Origin of the sequence: Sutterella massiliensis (assembly GCF_016899755.1) — a bacterium.
Taxonomy (GTDB): domain Bacteria; phylum Pseudomonadota; class Gammaproteobacteria; order Burkholderiales; family Burkholderiaceae_F; genus Sutterella; species Sutterella massiliensis.
This window is the reverse complement of sequence record NZ_JACJJC010000004.1, coordinates 1-17794: the sequence shown is the minus strand read 5'-3', so window position 1 is coordinate 17794 and position 17794 is coordinate 1. Positions and strand designations below refer to the sequence as shown.

14 protein-coding genes, 2 tRNA genes and 2 rRNA genes are annotated in these 17794 nt (G+C 59.6%); 11 read left to right on the top strand and 7 right to left on the bottom strand.

Translation table 11 applies throughout. From position 1 onward, the window contains the following. The first annotated feature begins 431 nt into the window (after nt 1–431). The gene (locus tag H6A60_RS03565) at nt 432–1256 is read left to right on the top strand and encodes a nucleotidyltransferase domain-containing protein (RefSeq protein ID WP_205102041.1); all 825 of its coding nucleotides are present in this window, start codon (nt 432–434) and stop codon (nt 1254–1256) included. Between the two features lie 104 nt (nt 1257–1360). Further along, the gene (locus H6A60_RS03560) at nt 1361–1834 is read left to right on the top strand and encodes a peroxiredoxin (RefSeq protein WP_205102040.1); all 474 of its coding nucleotides are present in this window, start codon (nt 1361–1363) and stop codon (nt 1832–1834) included. Between the two features lie 102 nt (nt 1835–1936). Here H6A60_RS03560 and dnaA read toward each other — a convergent pair whose 3' ends face one another. Continuing rightward, nucleotides 1937–3316: a chromosomal replication initiator protein DnaA gene (gene dnaA / locus H6A60_RS03555; protein ID WP_205102168.1), complete on the bottom strand. Its 1380-nt coding sequence runs from the start codon at nt 3314–3316 to the stop codon at nt 1937–1939. A 218-nt stretch (nt 3317–3534) separates the two neighbouring features. Next, nucleotides 3535–3610 (bottom strand) — tRNA-His (locus H6A60_RS03550). A gap of 401 nt (nt 3611–4011) precedes the next feature. On the opposite strand from H6A60_RS03550, the gene H6A60_RS03545 reads away from it, so the two are divergent. From H6A60_RS03545 to H6A60_RS03520, 6 genes are all read left to right on the top strand, one after another. Then, nucleotides 4012–5289, top strand: coding sequence for a nickel-dependent lactate racemase family protein (locus tag H6A60_RS03545; protein WP_205102039.1), 1278 nt, complete (start codon nt 4012–4014; stop codon nt 5287–5289). Between the two features lie 329 nt (nt 5290–5618). After that, nucleotides 5619–6302, top strand: a complete 684-nt coding sequence (gene larB / locus H6A60_RS03540) for a nickel pincer cofactor biosynthesis protein LarB (RefSeq protein WP_205102038.1) — start codon at nt 5619–5621, stop codon at nt 6300–6302. 35 nt (nt 6303–6337) lie between these two features. Next, nucleotides 6338–7081 carry a nickel pincer cofactor biosynthesis protein LarC gene (gene larC / locus H6A60_RS03535; RefSeq protein WP_205102037.1) on the top strand — a complete coding sequence of 248 codons (744 nt, stop codon included), beginning with the start codon at nt 6338–6340 and terminating at the stop codon, nt 7079–7081. A gap of 51 nt (nt 7082–7132) precedes the next feature. Then, complete coding sequence (gene larE, locus H6A60_RS03530; RefSeq protein ID WP_205102036.1) at nt 7133–7984, top strand: ATP-dependent sacrificial sulfur transferase LarE; 852 nt, start codon at nt 7133–7135, stop codon at nt 7982–7984. A gap of 165 nt (nt 7985–8149) precedes the next feature. After that, a complete protein-coding gene (locus H6A60_RS03525; RefSeq protein WP_205102035.1) occupies nt 8150–8695 on the top strand; it encodes a CreA family protein in 546 nt (181 codons plus the stop codon). 49 nt (nt 8696–8744) lie between these two features. Then, a complete protein-coding gene (locus tag H6A60_RS03520) occupies nt 8745–10658 on the top strand; it encodes a class I SAM-dependent methyltransferase (protein WP_205102034.1) in 1914 nt (637 codons plus the stop codon). Here the strand turns inward: H6A60_RS03520 and H6A60_RS03515 are convergent, their stop codons facing one another. Together H6A60_RS03515 and H6A60_RS03510 are read right to left on the bottom strand one after the other, a co-directional pair. After that, complete coding sequence (locus H6A60_RS03515) at nt 10659–11051, bottom strand: hypothetical protein (RefSeq protein WP_205102033.1); 393 nt, start codon at nt 11049–11051, stop codon at nt 10659–10661. Nucleotides 11052–11066: 15 nt separating this feature from the next. Then, nucleotides 11067–11157: transfer RNA gene (locus H6A60_RS03510), tRNA-Ser, on the bottom strand. 757 nt (nt 11158–11914) lie between these two features. Here H6A60_RS03510 and H6A60_RS03505 point away from each other — a divergent pair. After that, complete coding sequence (locus tag H6A60_RS03505; protein WP_205102032.1) at nt 11915–12799, top strand: DMT family transporter; 885 nt, start codon at nt 11915–11917, stop codon at nt 12797–12799. Between the two features lie 192 nt (nt 12800–12991). Here the strand turns inward: H6A60_RS03505 and H6A60_RS03500 are convergent, their stop codons facing one another. Continuing rightward, nucleotides 12992–14422 carry a C69 family dipeptidase gene (locus tag H6A60_RS03500; protein ID WP_205102031.1) on the bottom strand — a complete coding sequence of 477 codons (1431 nt, stop codon included), beginning with the start codon at nt 14420–14422 and terminating at the stop codon, nt 12992–12994. Nucleotides 14423–14687: 265 nt separating this feature from the next. On the opposite strand from H6A60_RS03500, the gene H6A60_RS03495 reads away from it, so the two are divergent. Beyond that, entirely contained in the window at nt 14688–16262 is a 1575-nt protein-coding gene (locus H6A60_RS03495; RefSeq protein ID WP_205102030.1) for an FAD-dependent oxidoreductase, read from the top strand. 96 nt (nt 16263–16358) lie between these two features. After that, entirely contained in the window at nt 16359–17309 is a 951-nt protein-coding gene (locus H6A60_RS03490) for a LysR family transcriptional regulator (RefSeq protein WP_205102029.1), read from the top strand. A gap of 86 nt (nt 17310–17395) precedes the next feature. On the opposite strand, the gene rrf is transcribed toward H6A60_RS03490, so the two are convergent. Together rrf and H6A60_RS03480 are read right to left on the bottom strand one after the other, a co-directional pair. After that, nucleotides 17396–17510, bottom strand: a 5S ribosomal RNA gene (gene rrf / locus H6A60_RS03485). A gap of 100 nt (nt 17511–17610) precedes the next feature. Then, nucleotides 17611–17794, bottom strand: a 23S ribosomal RNA gene (locus tag H6A60_RS03480); the annotation flags it as partial.

Below are 17794 nucleotides of genomic sequence, written 5' to 3'. Positions count from 1 at the left end.
GGTTCGGCTCTTCAACGTGAACCTAAAAATTGGGGCGGAGGCTCAAAAGCCAGCCGCCCCAAGGAGACCCTCGGAGACAACACTGCTGGCGGCGGCAGGAGAATCCGCTCCAGCAGCCGGTCTTTCCCATGGCAGTTCCCATCTGCCGACCGGTCGATCGTCCGAGAAGCGACCCCTGCTTCTCTCATTGGACGTCGTCGCTGTTCCGTTGAGTGAAATTTACTCCAAATGAGAATTATTTGCAATTGTATTCTCATGACAAATGAAACAATTTGTAAGCAATCTTGCGCAAGTGTCGGTGCCGCGCATCACCCTATCGCGCAAAAAACGCATCAAATTCGCGCAAAACGGTGCTCGCATCCGATAATGCCAACACACTTTCCCGACTTTTTTCCAAAACTTTTCTCAACCACTTCTCAACCGAAAAAGTCATGGACCTCATCGATCCCGCGATCCGCGCCGAAATCAATTCGCGTCTCGATGCGATCGAGCGCAAACACGGCATCCGCATTCTTTACGCCGCCGAAGCCGGCAGCCGCAGCTGGGGCTTCGCTTCGCCCAACTCCGACTACGACGTGCGCTTCATCTATGTACCCACCGACTGGCGGCGCTACCTGATGCTCGAGCCTTTTCCGGAAGTCATCTCGCTGCCGCCCGAAGGCATGTGGGACTTCGAGGGCTGGGACCTCAGAAAGACGCTGCGGCTTCTCGCCAAAGGCAATCCGAGCCTTGCGCAGCGCCTTTATTCGCCGATCGTCTATCGGGACAATCCGACCTTCCTCGGCAACATGCGCACGCTCCTGGCCTACGCCGTGCCGCGCGCGAAGCTCTACTGGAGCTACCGCTCGATCGCGCTCTCTCACCTCTCGCGCGGCGTGCAGGGGCGCGACGAGGTTTCGTTCAAGATCCTGCTCTACGTCGTGCAGGCGATCCTCGCGATGAAATGGACGGAAACGAGCGAAGAACTGCCGCCCGTGCTCTTTGCCGAACTCGTCGAAAAGACGGTGGGCGGCACCGAAAACGAGTCGCTTCGCATCGAGATCGAGTCGCTCGCGCGCATGAAGTCGACGGCGGCTACGCAAGAGCAGAACGCCAGCAAGCGTCTCTTCCCGAACATCCTTCGCTTCATCGAACGTTCGCTCGAAGAAACGCAGCCCCCGGTGGCGGGCGAAACGACGCTCTCGCCCTCGCAGTTGGACGGCTTCCTGCTTTCGACGCTCGGACTCGTGGGCCGTTCGGAAAACGCGCCGCAATAAGCCGATAAGCTATGGACACGAAGAGGCGGGCCGAAGGCGAACGATGCGTTTGCATACAACCCGCCCGACCTTTCAGTCCAACCACTTCTCAAAGGCAACTACTCATGACGGAAGAACTTCTCGTCGGCGCCGAAGCGCCCGATTTCACGCTTGAGAACGACGCGGGCGGCACGACGACGCTCTCCGCGCTGCGCGGCAAGGGCGTCATCCTTTACTTCTACCCGAAGGACAACACCGCGGGCTGCACCACGCAAGCCATTGCCTTTCGCGACAACCTCGCACGCTTTGAAGCGCTCGGCTTCACGGTGCTCGGCGTCTCGCGCGACAGCGTCAAGAGCCATTGCGGCTTTCGCGAACGCCAGGGGCTCAACTTCACGCTCCTTTCGGACAAGGCCGAAACGGTTTGCAACCTCTACGGCGTTCTCAAGGAAAAGATGATGTACGGCCGCCGCTGCTTCGGGATCGAGCGCTCGACCTTCGTCATCTCGCCCGAAGGCAAGCTCCTCTACGTAATGCGCGGCGTCAAGGCAAAAACGCACGTAGCCGAGCTTCTCGCGCTGCTCGAAGGCGCCGCCTGATCGAAGCGCTTTTTGCAGCGTCTCGGCAAACGAAAGCCGGTCGTCCGCCAAAGGACTCGACCGGCTTTTTCTTGGTGTCGACGTGAGCGGCGCCCGTGCAGCTCAGGCGCGGATCATCTGCTCGAGCACGTGAATTTCGTGGTTGAGCTCGGCGTCGGCCTGACGCTCCTTGTCGATCTTGCGCACGGCGTGCAGCACCGTCGCATGGTCGCGCCCCCCGAAGCCCTCGCCGATTTCCGTGAGGCTGTGATTGGTGAGCTGCTTCACAAGGTACATCGCAATCTGACGAGGCTTGGCGATGCTTGCGGGGCGCTTCTTCGAGTGCATGTCCGCCACCTTGATCTTGTAGTAGTCGGCCACCACCTTCTGAATGTTTTCGATCGTGATCTGCGTGTTGGCAACCATCAGCTGGTCGCGCAGCACCTTCTTGACGAGATCGATCGTGATGTCGCGTGCGGCGCCGGCTTGGAACTGCTGATAGGCGACAACCTGCTGGAGCGCCCCTTCGAGTTCACGCACGTTCGACTTGATGCGCTTGCCGATGAAGGAAGCGACTTCGTCGGGCAGATCGATGCCGATGTCCTTGGCCTTGTTCTGCAGAATCGCAACGCGCATTTCGTACTCGGGCGGCTCAATCGCAACGGACAAGCCCTGCGAGAGGCGCGACACGAGGCGCGGCTCGATGTCCTTCAAGCCCTTCGAGTACGTGTCCGACGTGATCACGATCTGCTTGTTGTGCGGCACAAGTGCTTCGAATGCGCGGAAGAACTGCGCCTGCGAACCCTTTGCACCCGAGAGCGACTGCACGTCGTCGATCAGAAGCAGATCGAGATTGCGGTAGCGCTCGTCAAAAGCTTCGAGAACCGAAGGCCCCTTCGAAGCGGACTCGCGCACTGCCGACGTGTACTCGTTGATGAAGTTCTGCGCCGTCACCGCACGGATGCGGCCGTTCGGATGCAAATCGAGATATCGATGGCCGACGGCGTGCATGAGGTGGGTCTTGCCGAGCCCGACGCCCCCGTAGATGTAGAGCGGGTTGTAGGAGCTCCCGGGCGTTGCCGCCACGTGCTGAGCGGCCGCAACCGCAAGCTGATTGGCGCTGCCGCTCACGTACTCTTCAAAGGTAAAGCGCGGGATGAGGCCCGCATCTTCGCGGCGGGCCATTTCCTGCGCGTGGCGTTCGCCGGGCGCGGCGTGATCGACGACGGGCTTCTCGTTTTCGCCCTCTTGTCCCGGCGCAGCGATGAGCGTGAGCGTCACGGAGCGGCCGCCGTTCACAAAGGTTGCGACCGTACGGATGTTCTCAAGATAGACCGCACGAATGTAAGGCACCTTTGCCGCAGGCGCCTTCAGCGTGAGCTTGCCGAGCGCGGGATCCCAAGAGACGGGCTCGAGCACGCCGAACCAAAGCTGGTAGATGCTCGGCGTAGAACGGACGAGTTCCTTCAGCTTCGCCTGGCATGCCGCCCAGAATTCGTTCATTGACTCCATGTCCGCTCCGTATAGACCCTTGGGAAAAGGCCGAAAACCATAACAGAAGCGCCGCCTCGGCGCAACTCGTTCGGGCGCGCGCAACTCGCGTGCGCTCGGTCGAAAAGGTGAATTTTAGAAAAAAGCGCCCGCGCGAGGCAAAGGAAATTCGGAACAAAAAAAATCCGCTCGGGGCCTGAGCTCCGGAGCGGCTTCTTTTAAGGAAGGAATGGGGTGGGAGATGGGACTCGAACCCACGACAACCGGAATCACAATCCGGGACTCTACCAACTGAGCTACACCCACCATTCTCTTCTTTTCCCCGCTCCTGCAGTCCGTTTCCGTACAGCTTGAAGCGAAGAATTTGAATTATACGTATTGTCGAAAATTTGTCAAGAGTTATTTTCCGATTTCCGTGCTTTTTCTTCTTTTTCGCCGTTTGAAGCGACAGTTCGCACCGCCTCGGGCGACCTGAAAACCTTTTGACCGTGCCGCCCATTTATAATGCGTGCGACCTGTGCAGGGCCGCTCTTCGCTTCGGCGACAGGCAAACTTCTGCACAGATTGACCGAACCCGCAGCCAGAGCGCAGACTGCTTGGACCGACACAGTCTGCCTTCTACCGGACGACCGGGCGCAGCCGCAAACCGTTGGCGACTTTGCCGACAAACGAACGGACGCGCCCCACAGCTGAGGAACCAAACAACCATGGCAAAAGAGACCTACACCTTCGCGTACGGCCGAGGCACCAAGACCTTCGAATACGAAGCCGACGACATTCTCAAAGTCGTTCGCACGGAAAACCTGCCCGTTCTTGAAGACGTGCGCGGCGCCGTTCTTGACGCGATCCGCCATCCGATCGGCACGAAGCCCCTCGAGGGAATCATTCGCCCGGGCGACACCGTCGCCTTCATCTGCAACGACCCGACGCGCGTTGCCAACAGCGAAATCTTCATGCCGATCCTCGTCGAAGAGATGAACCGCCTCGGCGTGCCCGACGAAAACATGCGCATCGTCTTCGCGCTCGGAACGCACCGCGCCATGACCCCGGAAGAAATGGCCTCGGAAGTCGGCGAAGACGTCGCTCGCCGCATCCGCCACTACAACAGCATCTCCACGGTTGACGAAGACTTCGTCTATTTCGGCACCACTTCGCGCGGCACGCCCGTTCGCATCAACAAGCACTTGTGCGACGTCGACCACGTGATCCTCACGGGCACGATCGTGCACCACTACTTCTCGGGCTACGGCGGCGGCCGCAAGGCCATCCTCCCGGGGTGCGCCGCGATGGAAACGGTGCGCAAGAACCACAGCTTCATGCTTGAGCCTTCGGCGGGCCTCGGCATTACGATCGGCAACCCCTGTTACGAAGACCAGATGGAAGGCGTCTCGCTCTTTGCGCGCGGTCGCTCGCTCTTCCTTTTCAATGCCATTCTCAACGCCAAGCACGAATTCCTTTCGATCTTTGCGGGCGACTGGCGATTGGCGCACAACGAGGCCTGCCGCTTCGTCGACCGCGCCTACGGCTGCGTGATCCCGAAGGAAGCCGACCTCGTCATCGCTTCCTGCGGCGGCTACCCGAAGGACATCAACGTCTATCAGATGCAAAAGACGATGGACAACGCCGCCTGCGCCGTGCGCGAGGGCGGCGTCGTGGTGCTTCTTGCCGACTGCGAGGAGGGCTCGGGCTCGGCGAAGCTCGAAGAAACCTTCCGCCGTCTCGTCACGCCCGAAGCGATTCGCAAGGAACTTGAAGAAAACTTCCAGATCGGCGCGAACAAGGCCTATGCCGTTTCGCGCCCGCAGTCGAAGGCGCGCTTCATTCTCGTGACGCGACTGGACCGAGAGCTCGCGAAGTCGATGCTCTTTACGGCTGCGGTCGACACCGTCGAAGAGGCGCTTGCGATCGCGAAGACGTACGTGGGCGATCGACCCAGCGTGATTCTCATGCCTGAAGGCAGCCTCACGGTGCCGCGCGTCGGCTGATCCGGCAAGCGCTTCTCAAGCTTAATGAAGTAAAGCCTCCCGTCGGGCACGCTTTGCGGCGTGCTCGACGTGCTTTCGAGTGCGGTGCTCGTGCTCTCCTGCGCACGCTTCTGTACGTTCCGTTTCGAGGAAGCGCTCTCATCGATTTCCCGTCAAAACGGGCGCGAAGCGCACGAGCACGCCGCTGCCATTGCCGAATCCGACCGCATTGCACGCAGATTCGACCGTTCGAGCGCCCTCGGCGCCGATTTTGCAGCGCCGCCTGCTAATCTCTGCGGGAAGCGCAGCCGCTACCCATTCAGACTGTTTTCCCGAAGCTCACGTTGACCATGACCGCTACTACATTGAGCGATACCACCGGCGCCGTTCGATTCGACATCGAGCGCGACCGGCGCATCGGGCTCCCCGAGGCCGTATTCTGCGAAGGCAAGCCCTTTTCGGTGCTGCTTGCGCTCCTCGAGCGCTTTGCCGACGACAACGAGAAGCCCATTCTTTTTACGCGCCTTTCGCCCGAAACGATGGCGAAAGTCCCGCGCGAACTCGCCGAGCGCTACGACTACGACGCGCTTTCGCGCACGGCCTGGCACCGCACGCTCGAAAAACGCACCGGGCGCGCTGCAGTTGTCTCAGCGGGTTCGGCCGATCTTTTCGTCACGCGCGAAGCCGCACGCACGCTTCACTATCTCGGCTACGAGCCGGTGCTCTTTGAGGACTGCGGTGTCGCGGGCCTCTGGCGCATTCAGGCCGCAATCGAAGACATCAACCGCTGCGACGTCGTGATCGTCGCGGCGGGTCTTGACGCGGCGCTCGCTTCCGTGCTCGGAGGCCTCACCTCAAAGCCCCTCTTCGCCGTACCGACCTCAGTCGGCTACGGCATCGCCGAACACGGCATGACAGCGCTCAGAAGCATGCTCGCTTCATGCGCGCCGGGCGTTTGCGTCCTCAACATCGACAACGGCTACGGCGCGGCCTGCGCTGCCGCGCGCGTGCTCGCGCTGCTTGAAGCGGCTTAAGACGCCGCTCATGCTTCGTAAAAGGAGATTCGATCATGTCGGGCACCGACAACAAAATCATTGCCGTACGCATTCACGCGGGCTTCAATGCCGGCGTTTTCCTGGGGGGCCTTCTCGTTCTCACCGAGCAGACGGCCGGTCTCGCGGGTGCCTATCTGCGCTCGCTTTTCCCGGGCGCAGAAGCCGAAGTCGCACTTGAAACCGCATCCGTGAACGGCATCGCGGGCTGGCGCGCCGACGTCGTTACGCCGTCCGAGCATGCGCATCGCCATCCGAGCGACATTTTCGAGATCTATGAGAAGAGCCGCCTTTCTGCCGCCGCTCGTGAAAAGGCACGCGCCGTCTGGATGACTGTCGCGCGAGCGGAAGCCAAGGTACACAACGCGCCGCTTGATGTCGTTCACTTTCACGAAGTCGGCCGCATGTCGAACATTCTCGCGATCGGCCTTTGCGCCGAATACCTGACGACGCTCGCACCCGCCGAGATCGCAGCGAGCCCCGTTCCGATGGGCGACGGCATCGTGCGTTGCGCACACGGCGAAGTGCCCTTCCCCGCCCCGGCCACTTTCGCTATGCTCGAAGGCGTTCCCGTTCGTCCATACGCGGGCACGGGCGAGCCGATTACGCCCACGGGCCTCGCAATCCTCAAGGGCTTTGGCGCGCGCTTTGGCGGCTGGCCCGAAATGACAGTCGAAAAAACCGCAACGATTTTCACGAAGCAGCGCTTTGAGGGTACGCCCAACGGCACGCTCTTTGCCATGGGTTCGCCCACGGTCTGAAGACCGTAACACCCTCCGCTTTTTTCAACACATTTAACAAAGCCGCCCGACATGCACACGAACCTCACCGACATCGCGGAACTTTCGCGCTTAAAGGACATCCTCGAAAGCATTGCGTCCGAAGGGCGCTTCGCGCTTGCCTATTCGGGCGGCCTAGACAGCCGCTTTCTGGCATTCGCGGCGGGTCGGCTCGGCTTTTCGCCCGTGCTGCTTCACATCATCGGGCCGCAGATTGCGCCCGACGAAACCGCGCAGGCGCTCCACGACGCGGAAGCCATGGGGCTTGAGGCGCTCTGCGTGCCGGCCTCGTCGCTCTCAATGCCCGAGCTCGCACATGCCGGGAAAGACCGCTGCTACGTCTGCAAACGCCACCTCTTCGAAGAGCTTCTTCGCATAGCACGCGACTCGAACCTCCGGGGCGCGGTGTGCGACGGCACCAATGCTTCGGACCTCACGGCCTTCCGACCCGGGGCTCGCGCGATTCGCGAACTTGGCATTCGCTCGCCGCTTGCCGAAGCGGGGATCGAAAAGCGCCGCATCCGCGAGATCGCGCGCGAGATCGGAATGCCCAACCCCGAGCAGGCCGCACGCCCGTGTCTTTTGACGCGCTTTCCCTACGGCATTCAGCCTTCACAGTCGGCGCTGGCGGCCGTGGCGGACGCCGAGCTCTTTGTCGGGCGCGACGACTTCGGCAGCAAGCTTCGCTACCGCATCCGCATGCCCGAAACGGGTCTCACGCTCTTACACGTGAGCGCGGCAAGCCTTGCCGCCGCAGAACCCGACAGCTACAAAGCCCGAGCGGCGCTCGATGCGCTTTTGCAGCGCCTTGCCAAGAAATTCGGCGACCGTCTGCCAGGACTTCGCGCCGAGGTGCTCGAAAAGCTTTCGGGCTACTACGACTAACGACAGGTGCCGCCTTTGGGTAAGCTCGAGCGCCGCGCACGCTCGGGCTTGCAAGTATTTGTTTCGCACGATTTCGCGTCCAGCCATGGCCGCGTCCCGAGCCGCTAAACTCAACGGATCGGCGCCAGCAATCGGCGCCATCGGATCAGTAAGGAGTTTTCTTTGATGCTCGGCCTCCAAAAGCGTTTCCTGCGACTCGCACTTCCCGTTGCTGCGGCAATAGCCCTCGTCGGCTGTTCGGAGAGCGAAGTCGCCGACGTCTCGCTCGGCATTCTCACCTTCAAGAACATTCAGCTCGACGCCTTTGTCGACCCCGATATCCCGGGCGTGACGTGCCACGTTGCAAGCATCAGCTCGCCGCTGCAGCTCTCCGACCCTTCGGAGAGCTCCGTCTCCTGCCGTCAGACCGGCGAGATCACGCCCGAGATGATCGCGCGCATCGATCAGACAAAGGAAGGCGAAGTGATTTTCACAAAGTCCAAGAGCGTGCTCTTCAAGACGATGAAGATCCGCCGCATCTTCGACCCGGAACACCAGACGCTCATGTACGTCTCCTACTCGACGAAGGAAATCTCCGGCAGCTTCAAGCACAGCCTCTCGACGATTCCGCTCTGGGGAACGGCCGCGTACGTGAAGCCCCTGCCGCCCGTCTCGGCAGGCAAGTCTCAGCCGAGTGCAGGCACCTCGAGCGGCGACGGACACTCGATCTGAGGCCGAAAAAGCAGCACGCCGCATGTGAAGCGCAATGCGTTTGAGAAGAATGCCGCGCCAGTTCGATCGAGAAGCCGGCCGCCGCCACTCGGAATCCTCCGAAGCGACACTCGCAGCCTACGAAGCTGCGGCGCCGGCACTCTGCGCGCAATATGAGGCAGCGGCCGAACCCGCGCTTGCCGGCCTCTATTCGCGCTGGATTGCGCCTGGAAGCGCCGTCCTCGAACTCGGCTGCGGGTCGGGGCGCGACGCACGCTGGCTCGCCGCGCGAGGCGCTCGCGTTCTTGCGACCGACGGCTCGAGCGCCATGCTTCAAGCCGCTGAAGCGCTTGCAAAAAGCGAGCGTTCACTCTCACAAAATCGCTTGCGCTTTCGTTCGCTTCCCTTGCCGCCCTCGAGCATTGAACGAGCGGCGCTTGCCGAGCAGCTCGGCATCTCGTCCGATGCGCCCGCCTTTCAGTCGATTCTCGCCGTCGCGCTGCTGCAGCACTTGGACGACGACGCGCTCTACCGAACGGCACTTCTTATCGACGTACTTTCGAGCGACGACACTACGCTGATCGCGAGCATCCCGATCGATCATCCGGGCGCTTCGAGCGATCCTTACGGCCGCCGGTATTTCAGTCGGGCGGCCGACGCCTACGTCGCACTTTTCGAGCGTTTGGGCTTTGAAGAGGTTCATCGCGAAAGCACTGCGCGAGCGGGCATCAAAGGCCGCGAATGCGTCTGGACCACCTTCGTGATGGTAAAGCGCAGCGCCCGCGGCGCCGCACGCACGAACATCACGGGACTGCTCGAATCCGATCAGAAGACCGCCACCTACAAGTTCGCGCTTTTGCGTGCGCTTTGCGACGTCAACATCGCTTCGCCCGGACGCGCCCGCTATATCGGCTCGGCTTCCGGCGTCGGACACGAAGCGGTTGCGATTCCTTTTTCACTCGTCGTCGAGCGCGTGATCGAGTACTACTGGTCGATCGCGCGGATGAGGTCGACCTCGGCCGGCCGCGAGCCGCCCCGACAGATTTCGGGCGGCAGACCGCTCGCCTTCGAAGCCTCCCTTCGCGCGCTCATGACCGCCTACATGGGCGACTGGCATGCGCTCAGACGCGACTTCTATGCGGGCAAATTCGCCGAGTCGCTCGACGCAGAAAAGGCGGCGCTCTTGACGACGCTCGCCGACGACGTCGCCAAAACGCTCCGCAAGGGACCCGTCTATTACTCGGGGAATTCGCTCGGCGATACCGCTTTGGAAGGGACTCACAACCGACTCTTTGCCGTCACGGGCTTCAATACGAAAAAGACGGCGCTCACGCCCTCGGGAATGGCCGAGCGCTACGGTGAACTCACGCTGCCCGCAGCGCTCTGGCGCGAACTCAACGTCTGCGCGCCTTTTGCCGCCGACGCCGTCCTTCTGAGATGGGCGCAGCGCGCCAAGCGCATGAGCGACCTTGCAGGCATTGGCTACACGCTCGGCGAAATCGTCGACGGCATGCTGCCCGCGAGCAGCGAGCGCGACGTCAAAATTGCGCGGGATGTCTATTTCGAAGGCATCCGCACCCAAGAAACACGCTGCGTCTGGACGGGCGGCCGTCTCACGAAGACATTTGCCGTCGACCACCTGCTGCCGTGGTCCCGCACGCACTCGAACGACCTCTGGAACCTCGTGCCCGCAAGCGTTCTCGCCAACCAAAAGAAGTCGGACCTTCTGCCGAGCGTGCGACTCATGGACCGCAGCGCCTCGCGAATCATTTCCGCCTGGCGCCTCATCGACCGCTCCAAGTATCGACTTTTATTCCGCGCGCAGGCCGAAAGCGCGCTTCTTTCTCGCGCGCTCCCGGAAACCCATTGGGAAACGCCGCTCTTTGATACAGTTCTGCGAACAACAGACGAAGTGGCAAGGCAATTTGCCGCTTCGCGCTGGGACGGACTCACTGCCGGTATTGACAGACGACTGCCGCTCTGATCAGCCGAAGGACGCTTCAACGAACAAAGCATCGATCCCGAAAATGGAATGGAAAACCGTTTGGCATTCCAGGGAAACGCTCGCGACAGCCCGCCGTTTCGATTGATCGGCAACAGGTGCGGCGCACAACATGCTGAAACGGTGCGCCAACGGTCGACCCTGACTCGTTCGATCCTGCGAGGAATTTTCCCAATAGACACACGAATACATAAAAATGCCCGCGACCGCCGGCTGCGAATCCGCCCCCGCGATCGGCTTTATCGCGCACATGGACACCTCGCCCGACGCTTCGGGCGCGGCCGACGAAGCATACGTCTCTCGCCGGGGAGAACGGCGATATAAAAGGCGGGCATTGCAAGCGGAGACAACAAAAAAGCCCGAAATATCAAACAATTCGGGCCATTCTCTTGGCGGAGGCGGTGAGATTCGAACTCACGATCGGCTATTAACCGACGCCGGTTTTCAAGACCGGTGCATTCAACCGCTCTGCCACACCTCCGTGTCCTTTCGAGCGAGTTATCGAGTATAGCAAAAAACGCTGAAAAAGCGGAGTCTTTTTTGAGGTGCCGCACCTGCACCTCCGCGAAGTCCGAACTGAAAGCGCACCTTTTCAACGACCGTGATACGTTCGCTGCCGATCATCTTCGGGCGTTTGAAGCGTCCGCTCGAAGCGAGAATGTGCTTGCGGGCCCCCTCGTCAAGAAGTGCGTGTCCGGAACTGACGACCGGGGCGGCCGGTTTCAAAATAGAACGGCCGAATCAAATCCAGGAGTTCGCTCCACGGGACCAGTTCGTCGAGCCGCTCGGTGAGGCGCTCAGTGCGGGTCTTTCGAATTTTTCTCCGAGCCTCAAGTTCACGTCCGTGAATGAATGCTGATGCATTGCTCTATCCAAATCATTTAAATGATATTTGACTTCTATCGTATACATGATTTTTATGCAACTTTCTGAATTTGCTGGGTAAGGACGAATTGTTCAGAGGATCCTTAAAAATCTTCACATGAAACTTATAGTGGACAAAACGAGACATTGACTAACCTCGCGGTTGGCGATACCCAAAAAACAGTAGACAGCACCTTGTTAAATGTTTCCCTGTAGTGCCCAATCGAAATCAAATGTTCCCCAGGATTGAACCCGCTGCATTGACAATGACGATGTGACACTCGCGACCATTCTCAGACAACGCCTCTGCAAATGGACTACGCTTCGAAAACGGTGAAATTGGCAACAGCGCAAGTCGTTTTAGGCAGACCTTTATGGATCGCAAACAGCTTCTAGGTATTGTGCTTGCCGCCTTGGCCGGCTTCTTCTGGGGATCGATGAGCATTGCGGCGCAGTTCCTGATGGAAAACTGCGGGTTTGGCGCCGTCGACCTCACGACGCTGCGCCTCGCTGGCGCCGGTCTTTTGCTGCTCACCTACACGGGACTCGTCAAACGGAGCAACATCTTCGCGGCGATCCATAAACGCAAGAACCTTTTCGACATCACGGTCTACGGTCTCGGACTTCTCGTCATTCAGCTCACGTTTTTTCTCTCCATCGAATGTTCGAATGCCGCGACCGCCGCCCTCATGGTGACGACAGGTCCGCTCTTCGTGATCGCCTGGACGGCCTTTGCCGAAAAGCGGCGCGTACTCAAGGTCGAATGGCTTGCGCTCTTGCTTGCAACCGGTGGCGTCGCACTCATCGTGACAAAGGGACGCCTCGACACAGTCGACCTGTCGATTGAAGGCGCTTTCTGGGGCATTCTTTCCGCGGCAGCGGGCGCCTTCTGCACTATCCAGCCCAAGGCGGTGATGCAGCGCGTACCCATTGATGTACTGGTCGGCTGGGGTATGACTATCGGCGGCGCCGTTCTCTGGGTCTTTTCGCCGCCCGACCTCATCTCGATGGCGTGGACGCCAACGAGCGGCATCCTCTACTTCTACATCGTTGCTTTCGGTACGGTGGGCGCCTTCTGTTGCTACCTCAAGAGCCTCGAATATGTCCCGGCGCCTGTCACGGCACTTCTTAACAGTTTCGAACCGCTTTCTGCTGTCGTGCTCGGCGTCGCTCTTCTCGGCCTTGTTCTCAATGCTGCAGAAATCATCGGCATCGTGCTCATCTTCTGCATGGTCGCAACACTGGCACTTCGCCGCTGATGCCGCAAGCAAGAACTGGCGATCCATCCGAGGTGCAGCTTCATCGCACAGCCGCCGTGCGCAACATGAGTAGCGCGGCATCCCGGCCGATTTGTGTTTTGGCCGGGCGAGAAAAAGCCGCCGATCACCGCGGAATTTCTTCCGACTTCGCTCGGCGGCTTCCGGCGTTTTTCAAACGTTCAGAGACTGATATCAGTCTTTAGCCTTATTGTTTTTGAACACCACGCTTTCTTCGATATCCGCTGTGCGAATCGTGAAGAGTTCGTTCATAAGACTTTCGGCGAGTGCTTCGGCCGCTTCGATCACCTTGTGGTTGAACATGTTGAGAAGCGCCTTGGCAGCGTTTTCGTCCTTGCCGAGCATGCCGAGATAAGCCTCTTCCATCAACGCCTGCTTCTTGGCCGTTTCTGCTTCAAAAGTCTTAAAGGCCTGCTTGACGATCGGCGCGAGCTTCGGATAGTCCGTCATCGCAAGCGTCTGCAGGCGGCGGAACTTCCAATAGGCGCTCTTCGAATCGGCCTTGTCGGTACCAATGCCGTAGGAAGCAGGCGCTTCTTCGAGGCCGGCGTAGAACGGCACGAAGACCGAGAGGTCGGCCATGCCCATCGCGAGATAGATCACTTCGCCGATCGCCTTCGGCAGCCACGGACGCACCTGCATCACATGGGCTTCGTACGTGCGGAAGACGCTGATCGGACGCCAGGGTTCATCACCGCGCAAGCCGTTGCCGTACGGGTCGTGTTCGGTGCCTTCGAAGTGCTCGCGCATCATCGCCTTGATGTCCTCGAGCGTCGCCTTCTTTTCGGGTTCGAGATAAACGGGGAAGTTGCGGCCGTCATCGGGCGCCTGAACAATCGACGGATTGAAATACTTCTGCATCACCCAGACGCGCGGATCGTTGTAGACGCGGTCACGGCCGTCGTCGCGCGTATAGGCCTTCGAGAAGTTGAAGGGGCCGTCCTTTTCCGGATCCCAGAAGCCGTGCTCCTGCGCCCAAGTCGTCAACGTGGCGCTGCCCATCATGTCCTTGGAGTTCGGATCGTAAGCCTGCAGACGCCCCTGGTTGCCCGAAGCGAAATAGCATTCGGCCGGAATGCGCTGCGCGATCCACTGGTGGCCCGAACCCGTTTCAAGGTACCAGACGTCGGTGAGGTCGACGAACGCCACGCCAAAGCCTTCGCCCGCACCGATCGTTTCGATGATTTCACCGAGGAGCTTCACGCCTTCGCGCGCCGTACGGCAGCGCGGCAGAATCACCTCGGGAATGTCGTCTTCGGTAATGCCCTTTTCCTTGTTGTAGGGGTCAATCGCGAGAACGGCGTCGGAAGCGAAGATCGATTCCGTGCCCGTGATGCCGAGACCGGCCTCATTGAAACCGACCGCACCGTGGAGCTGCGTCTTCCAGTTGGGCACCGTCGTGTAGCGCATGCCGGTTTCCGGGAGCGGATACGTGAAGTCGTTGGCGCCCCCATGGGCCTTCGTGCTGTAAATGCCGCTCTGCCCCGTTACGGCCGGATGAACGACGAAGTGCTGAGCCTTGAGCGAAGAGCTGTCGGCGCTGCGGGCAACAAGGAAGGAGCCGTCAGCCGTGGCCTTTTCGCCGACGATGATCGTGGTGCACATGTCTCGGAAATCTCCATGGAATGCGGTCGACGAGGCACTGCCGCGCCGATAACCGCAGTATGCAAACTGCAGAGAATTGTAGCGAAGCTAAGCGGAATGTCTTAGTGAAATCACATCTATTTGCGACTTGGAAGCGGAATTGCTCTCGAATTGACCCGATCGGTATGCCTTTTATTCGAGCGGCATGCGGAAAATCGAACGCTCAATTCGACCAAGCGAATGCTCGCCGCCGCATGATGAAAGCACCACATCAAGGAGGCTCATTATGCAAAGACGCGTATTCCTCTCGGCGGTCGCATCCGCCATGCTCGCTTCGGGTTTGATTTCGGCGCCGGCATTCGCAGCGACCAAAATCATCGACACCGACCTCGTCATCGTGGGCGGGGGCTTGAGCGGCGTAGCAGCTGCCGCAGAAGCAACCGACAAAGGCCTGAAGCCCGTGCTGCTCGAGAAGCTCTCGATTCTCGGCGGCGCCGGCAATTTCCCAGAAGGTTCGCTCGGCATCGGCACGCGCTACCAGAAAGAGCACGGCATCCATTGGGACGTGCAGCGCACGGTGAATCGTTTTCTTGAATTCAACCACTACCGCACGAATCCGAACGTGATCCGCCAGCTGATTGCGGAGTCCGGATCAACGATCGACTGGGTAGTCGACAAGGGCGTCGAAATTCGCGGCATCCGCACGATCATGCCTGAGGAAGAATCCTTCCACTGCTGGCATCTCTTTAAGGGCGGCGCATCGACCGTCATTGCAAAGCTCGCCGAATCCGCGAAGGCTAAGGGCGCCACCATTTTGATGGAAACGCCCGCGAAGAAACTCATCATGCAGAACGGTCAGGTCGCCGGCGTTGAAGCCGTCAATTCGAAGACGGGTGAAACCGTCATCGTCCGCGCCAAGAAGGTGATTCTCGCCACGGGCGGCTTCGCTGCGAACCCCGGCATGATCCAGCAGTATGTACCTGACTCGAGCGACCCGAGCGTCTCGGAACCGATTTGGCTGCGAAGCGCCTTGGTCGACGGCCGTACGGGCGACGGCATCAATATGGCGATGAGAGTAGGTGGCGCCACCGCCAGCATGTCTCAGGTGGTCGGCAATGCGCCGTACCTGCCGGACCGTCCGCCGATCAATCAGTTCAACGGCGAAGATTGGCTCAAGCAAGGCCGTTGCGCCCTCGCGCAGCCGTGGCTTTGGATCGACCGCAACGGCGAACGCTTCTTCAACGAATCGCGCGGTTCGGTCTTTACCGAGGTCTATGCGGCGATGACCGCTGCGGGCGGCATCATGTACAACATTCTCGACCAGGCGAAGTTCGACCAGCTGATGGCAACGGGCCCGTTGATTCCGTTCAACGCAATCGTCACGGTCGGCACGCCTTTGAAGGCGCTCCCGAAGACGTTTGAAGAAGGCATGAAACGCGGTTGGGCCTTCAAGGCCGATACCATCGAAGATCTCGCACTCCAAATCGGCGTGCCGTACGAGAACCTCAAAGCCACGATGGAAAAGGTGAACGAATACGCCAAGACGGGCGTCGACACCGAATTCGGCCGCAAGAAAGAGCACATCGCGGCGTTCGACATGGAAAAGGGACCGTACTATGCCTTGAAAGGCATCCGTACTTACTTCCTCACCTTGGGCGGCATCAAGATCAACCGTCGCTTTGAAGCCTTGAACGGCCAGGGCGACGCCATTCCGAATCTCTATATGGCAGGCGCAGACATGGGCGGCCTCTTTATGGATACGGACGACATCAAGGTCGAAGGTGCCACCTCGTCCTTTGCGCTCACTTCAGGGCGACTCGCTGCGCGCTATGCAATGGAGGCAATCGGCCACAAAATGTAATCCTGACGCAACCATTATCGGGTGAGTCTCGATAGCCGTCTAAGGGGACTCGATGGCAAGATCATCGAGTCCCCGCTTTACTCGAGACGCCAACCGATGCAGACGACGTCCTTTAACCTCAATCTGCTCAAAACCTTCGAAGCGCTCTTCCACTGCCGCAGCGTCACGCGTGCGGCGAGAGAACTCGGTATTTCCGCGTCGACCGTGAGCCAGCATCTTGCCTCGCTTCGCGAAGCCTATGGTGATCCGCTTTTCGTACCCGTTGACCGAGAAATGGTTCCGACGACTGCAGCGGAGGAACTCTTTCCGTCCATCGCCGATGCGCTGGGCGCCTGTGCGCGGGTGATTCCGACGGAAAGAAAGCACGCCAGGGCGGTTCTCATTGCCATGTCGGACGACTTCGAGTTCGTTCTCGGGCGAGCGATTGCCGACGCTTTCAAGAAAAAACTGCCCGAAGCAACGCCCATCATCCGACAAACCAATGCACTGCTCGCAGAACGATCGATTCTGTCGCGCGAAACGCATTTCGCTGTCACGGGCGGCGGCACGCACGCCAATACAGTTGCGCGCGAAGCGTTCGGCTTTCACTGGGACTGTTGCCTCTTTGAAGCGCAATACGATGATGAAAAAAGGAAAAACCTGACGCTTGAAGAGTACGTGGAGCGCTCGCACATCGTTGTTCATTACGGCGGTCCCTACGGCGTGGCTGACGGCTACCTGAGAAGGCTCGGGCTGGAGCGAAGCGTCGACGCGATGACGTCGCACTACGGCCTCATTGCGCCGTATCTGCTAGGCACGGAGCGAGTCGCACTCGTACCGGTCTATGTGGCGGAGGTTCTGATGAGGCGCCACCCGAGCCTCACCTGCTGCGACATTCCATTTCCGACGTCTCAAGATCCTGTTGAGCTCTCGTATCGGTACGACCTGATCGAAGAACGCCTTATGCAGCGTGCGGCCGAGCTGCTTCGCGAGATTCTCAGCCGCTTCGACTGGGATGAAAAGCCGAGTGAATTGCGAGCGAGGCTGCAGAAAACCGAGCGGATCTGAGCATGGATCGTCGTGCTTTCGCCTTCGAAGCCCACATAAGACGAAACCCCTCGAGCGCTGAGCATCGAGGGGTTTCTTTATAGGGAGCCTGGCAATGACCTACTTTCACTGGAAATACAACCAACTATCATCGGCCCTGAAGCGTTTCACTGTCCTGTTCGGAATGGGAAGGAGTGGTTCCGCAACGGTATGGTCGCCAGGCTGAAAACTTTGGAAGGAAATGACCGCAGGTTCCGACTGCGCTTCGATTCTTTCTGGAAATCCTCTTCGAGCTTCGACTCTTTCAAGGCTTCACGGTTATAGGATCAAGCTGCACGAGCAATTAGTATCGGTCAGCTAAACGCCTCACAGCGCTTGCACACCCGACCTATCAACGTCCTGGTCTCGAACGACTCTTTAGGGAGGTCAAGCCTCCAGGAAGACTTATCTTCAGGCAAGTTTCCCGCTTAGATGCTTTCAGCGGTTATCTCTTCCCCACATAGCTA

Coding starts and splice junctions, on each gene's coding strand:
- H6A60_RS03565 (WP_205102041.1), top strand. CDS start 432: ATGGACCTCATCGATCCCGCGATCCGCGCCGAAATCAATTCGCGTCTC.
- H6A60_RS03560 (WP_205102040.1), top strand. CDS start 1,361: ATGACGGAAGAACTTCTCGTCGGCGCCGAAGCGCCCGATTTCACGCTT.
- dnaA (WP_205102168.1), bottom strand. CDS start 3,316: ATGAACGAATTCTGGGCGGCATGCCAGGCGAAGCTGAAGGAACTCGTC.
- H6A60_RS03545 (WP_205102039.1), top strand. CDS start 4,012: ATGGCAAAAGAGACCTACACCTTCGCGTACGGCCGAGGCACCAAGACC.
- larB (WP_205102038.1), top strand. CDS start 5,619: ATGACCGCTACTACATTGAGCGATACCACCGGCGCCGTTCGATTCGAC.
- larC (WP_205102037.1), top strand. CDS start 6,338: ATGTCGGGCACCGACAACAAAATCATTGCCGTACGCATTCACGCGGGC.
- larE (WP_205102036.1), top strand. CDS start 7,133: ATGCACACGAACCTCACCGACATCGCGGAACTTTCGCGCTTAAAGGAC.
- H6A60_RS03525 (WP_205102035.1), top strand. CDS start 8,150: ATGCTCGGCCTCCAAAAGCGTTTCCTGCGACTCGCACTTCCCGTTGCT.
- H6A60_RS03520 (WP_205102034.1), top strand. CDS start 8,745: ATGCCGCGCCAGTTCGATCGAGAAGCCGGCCGCCGCCACTCGGAATCC.
- H6A60_RS03505 (WP_205102032.1), top strand. CDS start 11,915: ATGGATCGCAAACAGCTTCTAGGTATTGTGCTTGCCGCCTTGGCCGGC.
- H6A60_RS03500 (WP_205102031.1), bottom strand. CDS start 14,422: ATGTGCACCACGATCATCGTCGGCGAAAAGGCCACGGCTGACGGCTCC.
- H6A60_RS03495 (WP_205102030.1), top strand. CDS start 14,688: ATGCAAAGACGCGTATTCCTCTCGGCGGTCGCATCCGCCATGCTCGCT.
- H6A60_RS03490 (WP_205102029.1), top strand. CDS start 16,359: ATGCAGACGACGTCCTTTAACCTCAATCTGCTCAAAACCTTCGAAGCG.